Annotated in this window: 16 protein-coding genes; 3 read left to right on the forward strand and 13 right to left on the reverse strand. The window is 43.8% G+C overall.

The annotated features are described in order from the left end of the window. The first annotated feature begins 151 nt into the window (after nt 1–151). Entirely contained in the window at nt 152–1,510 is a 1,359-nt protein-coding gene (gene mgtE / locus J8L84_RS05750; RefSeq protein ID WP_211069851.1) for a magnesium transporter, read from the forward strand. A 37-nt stretch (nt 1,511–1,547) separates the two neighbouring features. Here the strand turns inward: mgtE and J8L84_RS05755 are convergent, their stop codons facing one another. From J8L84_RS05755 to rplM, 11 genes are all read right to left on the reverse strand, one after another. Beyond that, nucleotides 1,548–3,566, reverse strand: a complete 2,019-nt coding sequence (locus tag J8L84_RS05755) for a cache domain-containing protein (RefSeq protein ID WP_211069852.1) — start codon at nt 3,564–3,566, stop codon at nt 1,548–1,550. 181 nt (nt 3,567–3,747) lie between these two features. Continuing rightward, nucleotides 3,748–4,647: an AraC family transcriptional regulator gene (locus tag J8L84_RS05760; RefSeq protein ID WP_211069853.1), complete on the reverse strand. Its 900-nt coding sequence runs from the start codon at nt 4,645–4,647 to the stop codon at nt 3,748–3,750. Between the two features lie 158 nt (nt 4,648–4,805). Next, nucleotides 4,806–4,949: a hypothetical protein gene (locus tag J8L84_RS20400; RefSeq protein WP_247670588.1), complete on the reverse strand. Its 144-nt coding sequence runs from the start codon at nt 4,947–4,949 to the stop codon at nt 4,806–4,808. 36 nt (nt 4,950–4,985) lie between these two features. Beyond that, nucleotides 4,986–5,159 (reverse strand): hypothetical protein, encoded by a 174-nt coding sequence (locus J8L84_RS20405; protein ID WP_247670589.1) that lies wholly within the window; start codon nt 5,157–5,159, stop codon nt 4,986–4,988. 136 nt (nt 5,160–5,295) lie between these two features. Further along, nucleotides 5,296–5,751 carry a ClpXP protease specificity-enhancing factor gene (locus tag J8L84_RS05770; RefSeq protein WP_126872494.1) on the reverse strand — a complete coding sequence of 152 codons (456 nt, stop codon included), beginning with the start codon at nt 5,749–5,751 and terminating at the stop codon, nt 5,296–5,298. Then, nucleotides 5,748–6,380, reverse strand: coding sequence for a stringent starvation protein SspA (sspA, locus tag J8L84_RS05775; protein ID WP_013785368.1), 633 nt, complete (start codon nt 6,378–6,380; stop codon nt 5,748–5,750). The genes J8L84_RS05770 and sspA overlap by 4 nt, the downstream gene beginning before the upstream one ends. A gap of 110 nt (nt 6,381–6,490) precedes the next feature. Further along, on the reverse strand, nt 6,491–7,225 hold the full coding sequence (locus J8L84_RS05780; RefSeq protein WP_057793768.1) for a cytochrome c1: 735 nt from the start codon (nt 7,223–7,225) through the stop codon (nt 6,491–6,493). After that, a complete protein-coding gene (locus J8L84_RS05785) occupies nt 7,225–8,487 on the reverse strand; it encodes a cytochrome bc complex cytochrome b subunit (RefSeq protein ID WP_013785370.1) in 1,263 nt (420 codons plus the stop codon). The genes J8L84_RS05780 and J8L84_RS05785 overlap by 1 nt, the downstream gene beginning before the upstream one ends. A 1-nt stretch (nt 8,488) precedes the next feature. Continuing rightward, nucleotides 8,489–9,121, reverse strand: a complete 633-nt coding sequence (gene petA, locus J8L84_RS05790; RefSeq protein ID WP_013785371.1) for a ubiquinol-cytochrome c reductase iron-sulfur subunit — start codon at nt 9,119–9,121, stop codon at nt 8,489–8,491. 478 nt (nt 9,122–9,599) lie between these two features. Beyond that, nucleotides 9,600–9,992 carry a 30S ribosomal protein S9 gene (gene rpsI, locus J8L84_RS05795; protein WP_013785377.1) on the reverse strand — a complete coding sequence of 131 codons (393 nt, stop codon included), beginning with the start codon at nt 9,990–9,992 and terminating at the stop codon, nt 9,600–9,602. 12 nt (nt 9,993–10,004) lie between these two features. After that, nucleotides 10,005–10,433: a 50S ribosomal protein L13 gene (gene rplM, locus J8L84_RS05800; protein ID WP_013785378.1), complete on the reverse strand. Its 429-nt coding sequence runs from the start codon at nt 10,431–10,433 to the stop codon at nt 10,005–10,007. Nucleotides 10,434–10,719: 286 nt separating this feature from the next. Between rplM and J8L84_RS05805 the strand changes: the two genes are divergently transcribed. Together J8L84_RS05805 and J8L84_RS05810 are read left to right on the forward strand one after the other, a co-directional pair. Then, nucleotides 10,720–11,610: a hypothetical protein gene (locus J8L84_RS05805; RefSeq protein WP_211069854.1), complete on the forward strand. Its 891-nt coding sequence runs from the start codon at nt 10,720–10,722 to the stop codon at nt 11,608–11,610. Nucleotides 11,611–11,704: 94 nt separating this feature from the next. After that, on the forward strand, nt 11,705–12,349 hold the full coding sequence (locus J8L84_RS05810) for a hypothetical protein (protein ID WP_211069855.1): 645 nt from the start codon (nt 11,705–11,707) through the stop codon (nt 12,347–12,349). A 32-nt stretch (nt 12,350–12,381) separates the two neighbouring features. Here J8L84_RS05810 and mazG read toward each other — a convergent pair whose 3' ends face one another. Both mazG and relA read right to left on the reverse strand, forming a co-directional pair. After that, complete coding sequence (gene mazG / locus J8L84_RS05815) at nt 12,382–13,305, reverse strand: nucleoside triphosphate pyrophosphohydrolase (RefSeq protein WP_211069856.1); 924 nt, start codon at nt 13,303–13,305, stop codon at nt 12,382–12,384. Then, complete coding sequence (gene relA / locus J8L84_RS05820) at nt 13,283–15,466, reverse strand: GTP diphosphokinase (protein ID WP_211069857.1); 2,184 nt, start codon at nt 15,464–15,466, stop codon at nt 13,283–13,285. The genes mazG and relA overlap by 23 nt, the downstream gene beginning before the upstream one ends. Nucleotides 15,467–15,469: the final 3 nt, after the last annotated feature.

Raw genomic sequence — 15,469 nt, forward strand, 5'->3', positions numbered from 1 at the left:
CCTGCCCGTGTTACTATTTTCAGTATAAAGCCGCTTATAATTTCATCATATAAGCTGTAATTGTCTGTCCCCGCTGCGCTTTTGTCATGACAGCGTCATGGCAAGTGCGATATCCTATCGTTATAAAGAATTCCATTTTTAGGCAAAAGCAGTGGCAGAAGCGCTGGTCTCAAAATACGTACAAAGCCAACTCAGGGCACTTAATGGCGCGTTAATTAACGGCCAATTTGTTTCTGTACGTAAGCTTCTGCTGGAATTACCCCCTTCTGATGTTGCACATATTCTCGAATCTAGCCCAAGCCGCACCCGTGACGAACTATGGGAGCTTATTGATGGTGATTTCCACGGTGATATTCTAGAAGAACTCTCTGACGATGTACGTAACGGTATCATCACCAAGATGCTGCCTGCCAACGTAGTAGACGCGTTAGAAGAAATGGATACCGATGACTTAGCGGTTACCCTTAGCAGCCTTCCAGAACCAGTGCTGCAAGACATTCTTGATTCAATGGATGCACAAGACAGAGTCAGAGCTGAGCAAGCGCTGTCTTACGGTGAAGAGACCGCCGGGTTCATCATGAACACCGATACCATCACTCTTCGCCCTGACGTGACCATTGATGTTGTACTTCGTTATATTCGCCTTAAAGGTGAATTACCTGAAAACACCGATACCTTTTATGTAGTGAATCGAACTGACAATTTAGTCGGTATCGTTCCGGTTACGCGATTACTTACCGCAGAAACCGAAGCCAAGGTATCGGATGTGATGGATGAAGAGTCTGAAGCTATTCCTGTTCATATGCCAGATGATGAAGTAGCCAGCTTGTTCGAACGTTATAACTGGTTATCGGCCCCGGTGGTTGATGAAAAACACCGTTTAGTCGGCCGAATTACTATTGATGACGTGGTTGATATTATTCGTGAAGATGCCGAGCACTCCATGATGAGTATGGCGGGTTTAGACGATGACGAAGATACCTTTGCCCCCGTACTTCAAAGTACCAAGCGACGCTCAGTATGGCTGGCTGTAAACCTGGTTACCGCGCTAATGGCAGCCATGGTAAGCGATTTATTTGAAGCCACATTAAGCCAATTAGCTGTACTAGCCATACTCAATACCATAGTACCTAGTATGGGCGGCGTAGCGGGTAACCAAACACTCACCCTCGTTATTCGTGGTATGGCACTTGGGCACGTTAATGCCAATAACTCCCGCTGGTTAATTAGCAAAGAAATATCTATCGGTTTCTTAAACGGTGCGATTTGGGCAATCTTAATTGCTTCGGTAATAGCACTTTGGAAACAAGACTACATGCTAGGCATCATTATCGCCTTTGCCATGTTGGTTAATATGATAGCCGCGGCAATGGCAGGCGCTACCTTGCCACTCATTATGAAACGTTTGAAAATAGACCCTGCACTAGCCGGAAGCGTAATACTCACTACCATCACTGATGTAGTGGGTATATTTGCATTCCTTGGCACTGCGACCCTGTTTTTAATGTAAGGCCGCGACAATCGCTTACAGGTTGCTTTAAGGTTATTTAGCTTGGCATCATGATGAAGGCCACCACATCATTTTGATAATCACCCGTTGTCTTATATTCTCTATACCCTTTAGACGCAGCAATACCTATTGCGTATTTCTTCCCTTGGTAATTTATAATACGCGAGTCTTTCTCACCATTAGCTAAGCCTAAAAGAGATGATTCTATCTCAATAACCTCCCCAACGTGTTGAGGGCAACCTTCTGTAGAAGAAATGATCATGCCGTCACGCTGACAAAACATGCCAAAACAGCCCATCAAAGTATGCCCGCTTTCATCTTTTGGTAACGAATCGTTTAACATTTCACTAAATTGTGGGGCGCTATCAAACACAATGCCTATCCCGCCCACAACATTATTTTGTTTTAAGCTGGTAATTGACGCGTTGTAGATGTAAGTGGGCTTGTTATTGTACTGCGGGCTCGGAACGAATCTCGACACCGAATATTTTTGTGAATCTGTACAACTTAACGCATCTATAGCGCCACTATGCGCATCAACTTTGTCTCCAACCACTGACGCATGTTCTTTGTTAGATACCGCGACAATAATGCCATTTTTATCGTAAACGTATAAATTGGTGTAAACCGTGTAGAGGTCATTAATGTAACCAAGAATGTCTGATATTTCCTGTTGGGCATCAGGCGTAACAGTGGGAAGTTGCAAGTGCTGTCGGAACGCAGTGGTGAGTGCCCACCAACGACAATCGTTCGCTCTTTCGTATAAGTTTCGATCCATAATATCGACCGCTAAACTTGCGCAAAACCTTACATCACCAAGCCGTGCGCTTATCACGGTAGATTGTAGGTTATCGATAGAATTAGAAAAAATTAACGCTATGCTCTCGCCGGTCGATTTGATCTCAGAAAGTACCGGCATGAATTCAACAGCATTGTTGCGCGCGGCAGCAATAATACCATTCAATACCACTAAACTCAGATCGTCATTGATTAACATCGATGTTTTGAATATTTGCTTCAATTCATCGGAAAAGAGTTTTGAATTAAGTAACTGACAAGAGTCTGTTTGAAGTTGCACGGTATCATTTGAATGCTTGAAAGCGTTAGTTAATGGCGTCATAGCTACGCCCTGCCATGATAAGCCTCTAAAGCCTTGGTATCCCTTGGTTGCCGACGTTGTGGATATAAAGCTATTGTGTTTTATAGTGACTAAGTCAGGGGAACCACACTTAGGTATTTTTTCACCAATTTTGAATTTTTGTGAATGGCTAGTCGCCATGACTTCTCTGTTTTCAGATACAATCATAATACTGCTAGCGGCACGTTCAGATTGCAAGTTCCTAAAAATAGACTGCATTTCATCGTCGAATTTAAAACATAAACAAAGAACACCTAGGGTTCTTGCGTCCTTTTCGTTACTTTCCCTAATCGCGCATGAATAAATTAATGCATTGCGCTTGTGAGGTTGAAGATCTGAATAACGAAAGGTTTCTGTATAGTCATCTTTAGACGATAAGGTTTTCGAAATTAGCGGGTCTTCGCTAAATTCAACCGGATTATCACTGTCCAAATTAGCCTTTACCCGACCCTGCGTATCGAGAAGAAGAATTTCATCATATACACTGTATTTCTTTACGTATTCTTCTAGACGATAGCGAATATTGTTAATGTCTTCAGATTGCAAGTCGGTGTTGAGCAAGAAAGCTCGGATATCATCATCAGTAGCCAGAAAGCCTACATCCGCAGTACGTTCAAACAAATTTCTGATAAGAATATCGATAGCGACTTGGGATTTATTATGATCATCAGCCAAACGTTTCAACAAGTGCTCTTTCATCAGGTTTTGAATGAGCCGCCCCTGTAACTCAGAGAATTTCTCTTTGGTGCTAAGCATCTCTTGTAAGATGCTATCCGATACATTATGGCTGTTAATTTTACCTATAAGCGAGATTTTGCCCCACCAATGGTTCAAATCATCAAACCTATCGTTGTAGCTGTTAATGAGAGGAATAGCCGCTTGTAATTTTTGTCGGTTGTTTAAAAGTAATTGTTCCACTACTGCACTGCCTATTATTTTTATTTTATGACCAATAGTTTTTGTGCTTGAAGAACGAAATTTCTTTTACAATCTTGTGGTTAGTCGTAAATATACTGTTCGATTTTACAAGGTGTAATGCACTTATTTACCATCCCAATATATTTACGACAATGCAATACAATCGGCTTACACCTTTAGTTTAATATTCAAGCAATCCTGCGGGTATTTGCCTATCGCGGCTCCATTGCTTGGGTGCTTGACCATACAAACGTTTGAACTCTCGGCTAAATTGAGATGAGCTTACGTAACCCACATCCATCGCGGCTTCATTCACGTTCATACCACCTACAATTTTCATAGCTGCTGTATTCAACCGCATAGACTTTATAAATTGAATTGGCGACATGCTTGTCGCTTGTTTGAACTTGCGATGGAATACCGCCCTACTCATGCCTACTTGTGATGCCATATCCTCGATGGTGACCGTTTCATCTAAACGCGTTGATAAATAGTCGATGGCGCGAGCAATTTCATTGCCAACCCCAAATGCGCGTCTTGCCGATTCGCCAGCCCCCCCTTTCAATATAGCGTAATAGACTTCGCGAAGGCGACTGTCGCCAAGTACAGCGGTATCCGCCGTATTTTGGCTTAACTGCAATAATCGCATTAGCGCTTCAGCAAAGTCATTGTCCCAATCAGACAATGCAATACTTGGCGGAAACTTAGCTCCTTTTGATTGTCTTTGCATGCCGCAAGCCCGCTCTACTTCCATGGTAAGCTCGGTCATCACAGGAGTATCAAGGGAAATGAATACCCCCAACAGTGGATTGTCGGGTGACGCACTAGGCGTGCCCGCCTCTACAGGCATAGACATGCTGCAGCACATGTATTGGTCAGTGCCATAGACATAAGACTTCCCATCTAGTATCGCCTCTTTGGTACCACTGACAATCGCCACTACCGTAGGCTCGTACACCGCAGGTGCACAACGAACCCCTTCGGTCACTCTGAATAGCTGTACACCTTTAACACCGGTTTCAAATAAGCCATCTTCGGTAAGCTTATTCTCGATGAGCGTTTTAATTTCTTGTTTGAACATGATGACGGCACCAAAAGACAGACACAAAACAATAACGATACAAATAGGCATCCTTTGGCGAATTAAACTGCCATAAATTAGGCCACTTGATACTTATTGTTTATTTTAGCACAAAGAGCTTCGCTGCTGATACGGGCAAAGATACCGAGTTATTCTACCTAACCTGCTCTACTACCATTTGGCATTGGTGTTTCAGGCATGGCCAAACAAGGCGTTAACTTATCGGCGTAGCCAATATCAAACAATATACCTTGGGATACTTCGCCCGCCATCTTTTGCTCGGGTAAATTAACGACAAACAACGCTTGCTTGCCCTTAATTTCGAAAGGGTTTTCACGCTATTGTTTAATACCCGCAAGAATTGAGCGTTGATGAGCACCAAAATCTACTGTGAGCTTCATCAGCTTTTTAGACTTTTCCACCTCGGCAAGCTCGATAATTGTACCTACACGAATATCCAGCTTTTCAAAATCACTAAACTCAATAAGGTCTTTAACGGGGGCGTTTTGCATCAGTTCACCTTCAAACTAGTCAATGTTAATAACTATATTAGTAAACTGGGAAAGTAACAGAAAGCGTAGCTAGCTACATATTTGAATGGTAAAGAATAAGCTGACTTCCTGCTAAGGCAGCAGGAAGTCAGAATGCTTATTTAATAACTTTTAAGGTAGGCTTTCCCTTTTTAGGGGGAACGGGTGCATCTGTATTATCAGACGCGTCGACGTCCTCAATAGATGCAGGCCCAGTGGCTTGAGGTTCAGATGGCTTACTTGTTTTGGCCATCTCCTCTTCGGTAGCAAATACAGTACCGGCGCCATTTTCACGTGCATAAATCGCCATAATGGCTTCGCTAGGCATGCTTAATCTTCTTGGTTGGCCACCAAAACGAGCTTGAAAAGAAAGCCCGGTTAGGTCCAATGAGAAGTTCACACATGCACTAGGCGACACGTTTAAAACGATTTGCCCGTCCTTAACAAACTCTAAAGGCACTTCCACCATTTCATTAGTTGCATCAACAACAATGTATGGGGTGAGATCGTTGTCCACTATCCATTCGTAAAAGGCCCTTAATAGGTAGGGCTGATTAGACGTCATAGATGTCATAGTGGGTTGTGGATCTCGCGCTCTTGATCGGTAAGCGATGCTTTAAATGAACTGCGAGAGAAAATACGGTTCATGTATGCATTAATTTCTTTGCTACCTGCGCCATTTAGCTCAATACCTAATGCAGGTAAGCGCCATAATAACGGAGCAAGATAACAATCAACTAAGCTGAATTCTTCGCTCATGAAGTAAGGCAATTCACCAAATACAGGTGCTAGTGCAAGTAGCGCTTCACGTAAATCGTTACGCGCAGCTTCAACGTTACCTTCACCACGGAAGATACGAGCTGCTAACGAATACCAGTCTTGCTCGATGCGGTGCATCATAAGACGGCTTTGGCCACGAGATACCGGATAAACAGGCATAAGTGGTGGATGCGGGAAACGCTCATCAAGGTATTCCATGATGATATGCGATTTATAAAGCACCAGTTCACGATCAACAAGAGTTGGAACGGTTCCGTAAGGGTTTAACTCCAACAGATCTTCTGACAGATTACTAGGATCTGTGTAGCTTATTTCAACACCCACACCTTTTTCTGCCAACACAATACGCACCTGATGGCTGTAAATATCAATTGTGTCAGAGAACAACGTCATAATAGAACGTTTATTCGCGGCTACGGCCATTCAATTTCCTCCGTCGAGAAACTAGTTATGCCCGCTAAATCGGGCGAAATTCAAATACTAAAAAAGGGGGCGAGAAGCCCCCTTTTGCTATTATACATAATTCTGTGCGATTAGTGCACTTCTCGCCAGTATTCTTTCTTCAGCAAGTAAACAAATACAAACAGTACGGCAATGAAGATTAGTACCCATTTACCAATACGGTGTGAATCTAGCTTAGCTGGCTCACCGGTGTACTCTAAGAAGTTAACAATGTCAGCAACCGCTTGGTCGTACTCATCTGGAGACATTGAACCTGTACCATCAGATTTGATGCCCACATATTGTTCAACCATTTCGCCGTCAACCATAACTTCTTCGTGCATTTCAGTTGGTGTACCTTGCAAAGGTTGAAGCACATGCGGCATACCCACTTCTGGGAATACTTTATTGTTCACTCCAAATGGACGGCTCTCATCTACGTAGAAAGAACGTAGATAAGTATAAATCCAATCTTCACCACGAACACGAGCTACTAGCGTTAAGTCTGGTGGCGCAGCACCAAACCAACCTGCCGCTGCATCTTCAGGCATTGCTCGAGTAATATAATCAGCAACCTTCTCGCCAGTGAACTGAAGGTTTTCAGTTCCTAGTTCGTCAGGAATACCTAAATCGGCAAACGTACGCTGATAGCGCTGATACTTCATTGAGTGACAGCCTAAGCAGTAGTTCATGAACAACTGCGCACCACGTTGCAACGAGGCCTTGTCGGTTAGGTCGATAGGTGCCTTATCAAGATGCACACTACCACCAGCGGCTAACGCTACACCCGGTAGAAAAAATGCTAAAAAGCACATCAATTTTTTCATTAGGCAATCCTCTCTGGTACAGGCTTAGTTTTCTCGTTACGGCTGTATAGGAACAACAACACGAAGAAACCAAAGTACATAACAGTCGCGATTTGCGACGCAACAATCTTCCAGTTTTCTTGAGGTGTCGCACCTAAGTAACCTAAGAAAACGAACACAATTGCGAACACAATAAGGTTTACTGTGTGTAAACCACAACGATAGCGCCACGATTTAACACGACCGCGATCTATCCATGGTAAAGCGAACAGGGCTGCGATAGCACCAAACATAGCAAGTACACCAATTAGCTTATCAGGTACGGCCTTAAGAATGGCGTAGAACGGCGTGAAGTACCAAACAGGGAAGATATGTTCAGGTGTTTTCAACGGGTTCGCAATTTCAAAGTTAGGATGCTCAAGGAACTTGCCGCCCATTTCAGGTGCGAAGAACAAGATATACGTGAACAAGGCTAAGAAAATACAGAATGCTACCAAGTCTTTCAGCACCATGTGCGGGAAGAATGGCAAGATGTCATCAGCGATATCATACTTGCTAGTGTAGTACTCATGAATTTGGAACTTAGTCTTTTCTGACTCAGGTAACGAGCCTTTCTTATGCTTAATGGCAATACCGTCTGGGTTGTTTGAACCCACTTCGTGTAGCGCAATAATGTGTAGGAACACTAAAATAACAATAACCAATGGCAATGCAATAACGTGCAGTGCAAAGAATCGGTTTAGCGTAGCACCCGAGATAACATAGTCACCTTGTAGCCAGATAACTAAGTCTGGACCTACAACTGGAATCGCACCAAATAGCGATACAATTACCTGTGCCCCCCAGTAAGACATTTGTCCCCAAGGCAATACATAGCCCATGAAGGCTTCAGCCATTAGCGCAAGGTAGATAAACATACCAAACACCCAAAGCAATTCACGAGGCTTTTGGTAAGAACCGTAAATCATGCCGCGGAACATATGCAGATATACCACAATGAAAAACGCCGAAGCGCCAGTACTGTGCATATAGCGAATGATCCATCCGTAATCGATTTCACGCATGATGTATTCAACAGACGCGAACGCACCTTCAGAAGTCGGTACGAAATTCATTGTTAACCAGATTCCAGTAATAATTTGGTTAACTAAAACGATGGTAGCCAAGAATCCAAACACGTACCAAAAGTTCATGTTTTTAGGGGCTGGGTATTGGATGGCGTGCATATTCGCCACACGCATAATTGGAATACGCGCTTCAATCCACTCTAAAAAAGCATTCATATTACACAGCCTCCGCTTCTGAGCCGAGGATGATATTTGTATCATCAACGAACTGATAAGGCGGTACAACAAGGTTCAATGGCGCAGGTACGTTTTGGAATACACGACCAGCCATATCAAACTTAGAACCGTGACATGGGCAGAAGAAACCATCTGGAACCCCTTCAACCACTTCTTCGAAAGCACCATCTTTAAGGTGCTGCGGTGAGCAACCTAGATGCGTACAAATACCGACTAAGATAAGGTACTCTTCTTTCATAGAACGGAAACGGTTCTGGGCAAACGTAGGTTGTTGCTCTGCTTCAGAGTTAGGATCTTTCAGTTTATCTTCGTGAGTGCTCAATTCTTCCAGAATTTCAGGGGTACGACGAACAATCCATACAGGCTTGCTTCGCCACATCACACGCACTAGCTGTCCAGGTTCAATCCCGCTGATATCTACTTCAACGTCAGCACCGGCCGCTTTCGCTTTGGCACTTGGATTCCAGGACGCAATAAAAGGCACTGCCGCTCCAACAACACCTACACCACCAACTACCGACGTGGCAACGGTCAAGAACCGACGACGGGTGTTGTTTTCTGGCTGGTTGTCATTGTGTGCAGACTCTGTTGCATCTACAGATACATTGCTCATCCACATTTCTCCAGGTTCGGATAATTATGATGTATAACCCTAACTTTTACTGGTTTTATCACGTTAGGATCGCCCATCATATGGCTTGTCATGAAGTTAACTCGAAGGCACTTATGTGCTCTTTCGAGAATTCACTAAAGTTTCGTCAAATTTCGACCGCAAATGATAAAAGAAAAGCCCTTATAAACACAAGGTTTTACTGGTATTTAAGCAATAAATTAATCTGGGGTCATTGTTAAGAATTAGTGAGTGATTGGAATAAAATCAAGAATTTGACCGAAATTCGGCCAAATCAGCGCTTTTATTAAAACATTGTTAGCTTTATGAGCAATTTGAACTTAAAAGTTTATAAGGCCGGATGCGTAAGTAATTTTGCATCATGAAGGGATATGATTATTAGCAGCTTAAGAAAATAGGTATTTTTAGCCAGAAAATAAAAAACCCGGCATAAGCCGGGTTTTTTGCATAAAACGTAAAATTAACGTTTTGAGAACTGTGGACGCTTACGCGCTTTGTGTAGACCCACTTTCTTACGTTCAACTTGACGAGCGTCACGAGTAACGAAGCCAGCTTTACGTAGAGCAGGACGTAACGTCTCATCGTACTCCATAAGAGCGCGAGTGATGCCGTGACGAATTGCGCCAGCTTGACCGTTAGAACCACCACCTTTAACAGTGACGTATAGGTCAAACTTTTCCAACATTTCAACAAGTTCTAGAGGTTGACGAACAACCATGCACTCAGTCTCGCGACCAAAGTACTCGTCTAGAGCACGTTTGTTTACTTGAATGTTACCTGAGCCTGGACGCAGGAACACACGAGCGGTAGAACTTTTGCGGCGGCCGGTGCCGTAGTATTGAGTATCTGCCATTTCGATTGCCCCTTAGATGTCCAAAACTTGTGGTTGCTGTGCTGCGTGCTTATGTTCTGCACCAGCGTAAACTTTCATTTTACGGAACATTGCACGGCCTAGAGGACCTTTTGGCAGCATTCCTTTCACTGCTTTCTCAATAACCATTTCTGGTTTGAAAGCTAGCAGCTTTTCAAAGTTAGTTTCTTTCAGACCACCTGGATAGCCACTGTGTGCATAATAGATTTTGTTCAATGCTTTACGGCCAGTAACCGTAATTTTATCAGCATTGATAACTACAATGTAATCACCAGTGTCCACATGAGGAGTGTACTCTGGCTTATGCTTACCACGAAGGCGCAATGCGATTTCTGAAGCCAAACGGCCTAGAGTTTTGTCTGTGGCGTCAACCACGTACCAGTCACGTTGTACCGTTTCTGGCTTTGCAACAAAAGTTTTCATTTAAATATCACCCGAATAATATCGTCGTTACTGATTTCTGAACACCAGAAATCACCATAAAATCAACACAAAGACCCCTTCGAGCCGGTCGATTCTTCCACCTTCCCAAAGGTGGGCGTAACTGGGCAGGGCGCGAATTATACAGGTTTTGACGAAAATGCGAACCCCTAATTTGCAATTAAGGGTTCTTTTTCTGCACAAAGTTTCTACAGAAACCGTGACAAGCCTAATTAATTCCGTTAATTTCAAGTAGAAGATTTTTTTGAAGAGAATGAATAGGGAAATAATGCGTTTATCGGCCTTGGTTTTAGTTGTGCTTCAATTTATGGCAAGTACACATGTTAAAGCCGAATCTAATGATGTTACGCTCACTCAAGCATTCGCCGATGACAATTATGGTTTGTATCAGCGAAAAGTTCTTGAAGCTGTATTTTCGGCAACTCCCGAATATGGTGAAGCACAGATTTCCCTACACCCTCACCCAATGTCACAAAGTCGGCAAGTAGTATCCCTGTTAAAAGGTGATGCCCATATAATGTGGAGTGTGACTAATGCTGAGCGTGAGAAATTACTAACCCCAATCAAATTTCCCCTCCTAAAAGGATTGGCTGGGTATCGCGTACTCGTGATTGCAAAAGATGCCCAACACAACTTTCCACATGCATTAAGTACCGATGAGCTTAAGACCCGCACCTTGGTGCAGGGAAACGACTGGCCCGACTTACACGTTCTTAAATCTAATGGGTTTAATGCGGCGGGCGAAGAATGGAGTTTATGGTTTACGTCAATGTACACCATGGTGGAAAAAGGCATTGTGGATGGCTTTCCTCGAAATGTTATTGAGGTAAAAACAGACTTAATACGTCATGCCGATAAGCCCGTTACTATCGATAAAAATCATCTTCTTATTTACCCCAATTACGAATACTTCTTCGTGCATCCTGATAACAGTGCTTTAGCAAAAAGAATTCGTATTGGCCTGTCACGACTTATTGAAAACGGCACACTTGAAACTCTATTTAATAAATTCGAATCTCATAAATTCGCCCTGTCATTGGCGGACGATCCTCGTCGCGCTAGGCATTTACTGCAAAACCATTCTTTACCTTATGTGCTTGATTACGCCCGCTGGGATTTAGAGAAAGAAAAAGCCATCAAGGCGCTTTTAGCCGAATAATTACCTGGTGTGGCCATTTTTCTTGTTTTATACCCCGTATTACTGGTAAAACACCCGCCTAAAAATCTACTTATCATCAATTAGGAACCCCACAATGCGCAGTACACGTGGACTTATCTCGGTTTGTATCTTTCTTATGGTTTATGCAAATCTTACCTTCGCAGACAACAACAGCACATTGCTTGATATTCAGCAGCAGTGGGCGTCAATCAATTATGAAGCTGATAGCAGCGAAAAAGAAAAAGCCTTTTTAGCGCTTATTGCTGATGCAGAAGCCTTTGTTGCATCATCTAATAACAGCGCCGAAGCGCTGACGTGGTTAGCCATCACTCAATCTAGTGCCGCAAAAGCAAAAGGTGGTTTGGGCGCATTAGACTTTGCCAAAGCGGCAAGAGCAAACCTAGAAAAAGCCATAGAGGCAGATGAGCAAGTATTAGAAGGGACTGCATTAACCGTATTAGCGGCGTTGTATCACAATGTACCTGGCTGGCCGGTTGCTTTTGGCAGTGACAAAAAAGCAGCGCGCTTGTTTGAAAAGGCGCTAGCGCTTTACCCAAACAGTATGGATACCCACTACTTTTATGCAGAATACTTGTTTGATGATGGCGAATATGAAGAGGCTGCTCGGCATTTAATATTAGCCAAAAGCGCGCCTGAAAAACAAAACCGCCCTATTGCGGATAAAGGGCGCAGAGCAGAAATAGAAAGTTTAGAAGCCAAAGTAGCGAGTAAGCTATAACAGCTAAGCTTTTTAATAGCACCTATAAAGCGTTATGACTTAGCAGTGGTGATTTTCGCTTGCTGCCATAGCGCTTCCATTTCATCAAGCGTCATGTATGCCAAGGGTGACGCTTCACTCTCAGGCTCGCGGTTTTTTATCGCTAAGTCGTCAGAAGCTAATTCATGAGCTAAAGACTCTACCACTTTAAAGCGCTTAGCGAACTTATTACTGGCATTACGCAGCGCCGTATCGGCATCTACTTTACAATGTCTTGCCAGATTTACCATAGCAAACAATGTATCGCCTATTTCTTCCTCTAAGGCTTGCTGATTCAGAGTGTCGGCATCAAGCTCTTGTTGAATCTCTTCAACTTCTTCTCGCACTTTATCCAAAACAGGCGCCACTTCTGGCCAATCAAAACCTACCTTTGCACAGGCTTTTTGAAGTTTTTGGGCATACATTAATGCCGGCATTCCCACCGGTACATCATCAAGAAGACTGGGCAAAGCCGGTTCACCGCCCTTAGTGTTCGAAGTGGCATTCAGGTTTTGCTTTAAGGCCTGTTGTTTGAGGGCTTTTTCTTGGGCTTTTATACTTTCCCACTGTGCAGTTAAACCTTCCTCGCTACTTGGCTGAGAAGAAGGGTCACCAAATACATGAGGATGACGGCGAGTCATTTTGTCACTAATGCTTTTTGCCACATCATTAAATGTAAAACTGCCCTCTTCCTCTGCAATGCGGGAATAGAACACCACTTGAAACAGCAAATCGCCCAGTTCGTCACGAATATCCGAAGGCTCACCTTTCGCGATAGCATCAGCCACTTCGTAGGCTTCTTCAATAGTATAACGGGTTAGGCTTTCCATGGTTTGCTGAACATCCCAAGGGCAACCAGACTTTGGATCTCGAAGCTTTGCCATTATTTCTTGAAGTCGTTTTACCTCAGGCAACTCAGAATTGTTTGCGTTTTGCATCCGTAATGCCTTTTAACTGACGTAAACGTGCAAGTACTTTTGATAAAGTATCTAAGTCTTGTACTTCAATTGAAATGGTAATTAGCGCCGTTTGCCTGTGTTTATCACTTAAACTATTCACACCCAGTAATGGCACATTTTCATTGGCGAGTACGGTTGTGATATCACGTAATAAACCGGTTCTGTCATGGCAGAAGATATCGACTGAAGTTTCAAACCCGACCTTAAGCTCTTGTGACCAATTCACTTCAATTTGGCGTTCTGGGTGCTGTTCAAGCAAATGCTGCAATTGATCGCAGCTTTCCTTATGTACGCTTACCCCACGCCCTTGCGTGATATACCCCATAATGGGTTCACCAGGAACGGGTTTACAACAATTGGCCAGCTGGCTCATTAAATGACCAACACCTTGTACTACCACTGCATCCTTTTTGCCTGCGCCCTTAGCCGTACGCTTTGTTTTTACTTTAGGGCTAATTTCAGGCTCTTCTGGCTCTGGTTCTTGTAAGAAATGGATGAAGTTAATCACTTGCATCACCCTTACATCACCCGTGCCTATGGCCGCATAGAGATCATCAGCACTATGGCCGTTAAACTTCTCGTACACTTCACTGGCTATTTTAGTCGGCAAGTGGGCGCGATGCAGTTCTCGCTCTAGCAGCTCTTTACCTGCGGTTAGGTTTTTATCCCTATCTTGCTTTTTAAAGTACGAATGAATAGTAGCGCGGGCGCGAGATGAGTGCACATAGCCCAAACCTGGGTGCATCCAATCTCGGCTGGGGTTCAGCTCTTTGCCTGTGAGCACTTCCACTTGGTCGCCGCTATGCAGCTGATAAGTAAAAGGCACAATGCGTCCATTGGCTTTGGCGCCAATACAGCGATGCCCTACGTTACTGTGAATATAATAGGCAAAGTCGAGGGGCGTAGCGCCTTGAGGCAAGTCGATAACATCGCCTTTTGGGGTAAATACATACACGCGATCATCAAATACCTGACTGCGCAGCTCTTCCACCATATCGCCAGATTCGGCCACTTCTTCTTGCCACGCTAATATGCGGCGAAGCCAGTTTATGCGTTCATCGTAGCCCGACTGCTTACCCGTACTGCCTTCTTTGTACTTCCAATGTGCAGCAACACCTAGCTCGGCATCTTGATGCATTTTGTGCGTACGAATTTGAATTTCTACTGGCTTACCTTCAGGGCCCACAATAACTGTGTGGATAGACTGATAGCCGTTAGATTTAGGGGTGGCGATGTAATCGTCGAATTCATTGGGTAAATGCTTGTAGCTGGCGTGCACCGTGCCAAGCGCGGCATAACAATCTTGTAACCGCTCGGCGATAACCCGTACGGCACGTATATCGAAAAGTTGCTCAAAGGTAAGGCGCTTTTTCTGCATTTTTTTCCAAATGCTGAAAATGTGTTTTGGCCTGCCGTACACATCGGCGCGAATGTTTTCGCTATTCATTAATGATTGAAGATCATCAACGATACCATCGATATAATCCGCTCTCTCTCGACGTTTACCGTCAAGTTGCTTCGCGATTTGTTTGTAGGTAATAGGGTGCAGATAGCGAAAGGCTAAATCTTCCAGTTCCCACTTTAATTGACCAATGCCTAAACGGTTAGCCAATGGGGCATAAATGCTGGCACATTCACGGGCCACCATAACCCGCGTTTCCTCATCTGCTTTTTTCGCTTGTTGAAGGGCGCAAATACGTTCTGCCATTTTAATCACAACGGCACGTACGTCTTCAACCATAGCTAGCAACATACGCCGAATACTATCTATATGTTGTTCATCAGATTTTTCGTTGAACGGCGAGCCATTAGCTTTTCTAGCATGTAAGGTTTTAATGGCGTCCATACGCCTTACACCCACGACTAAGTCACGAATTTCACTATCAAACTCTTGCTCAATATCCGCTTCGGTTAAACAATGTTGTTCGCAGTAAGGAAAGACCAATGCCGCCTGCAAGGTGACATCATCCATATTTAACTGACAGAGTATTTCGACCATTTCTTGGCCGACGAGAAGCCGCTCTGGCATAGAAGACACACTGCGTAGTTTGTCTTTGGTTTCTTCACTTAAATCGAGGCTGTCTAGCCAAACCTCAAAGGGAGGTCTATCGGCTGCATGCACTTTTCTTGTTGTCACCATAAC

The organism is Alteromonas sp. MMG017 (assembly GCF_018100795.1).
Lineage (GTDB): Bacteria > Pseudomonadota > Gammaproteobacteria > Enterobacterales > Alteromonadaceae > Alteromonas.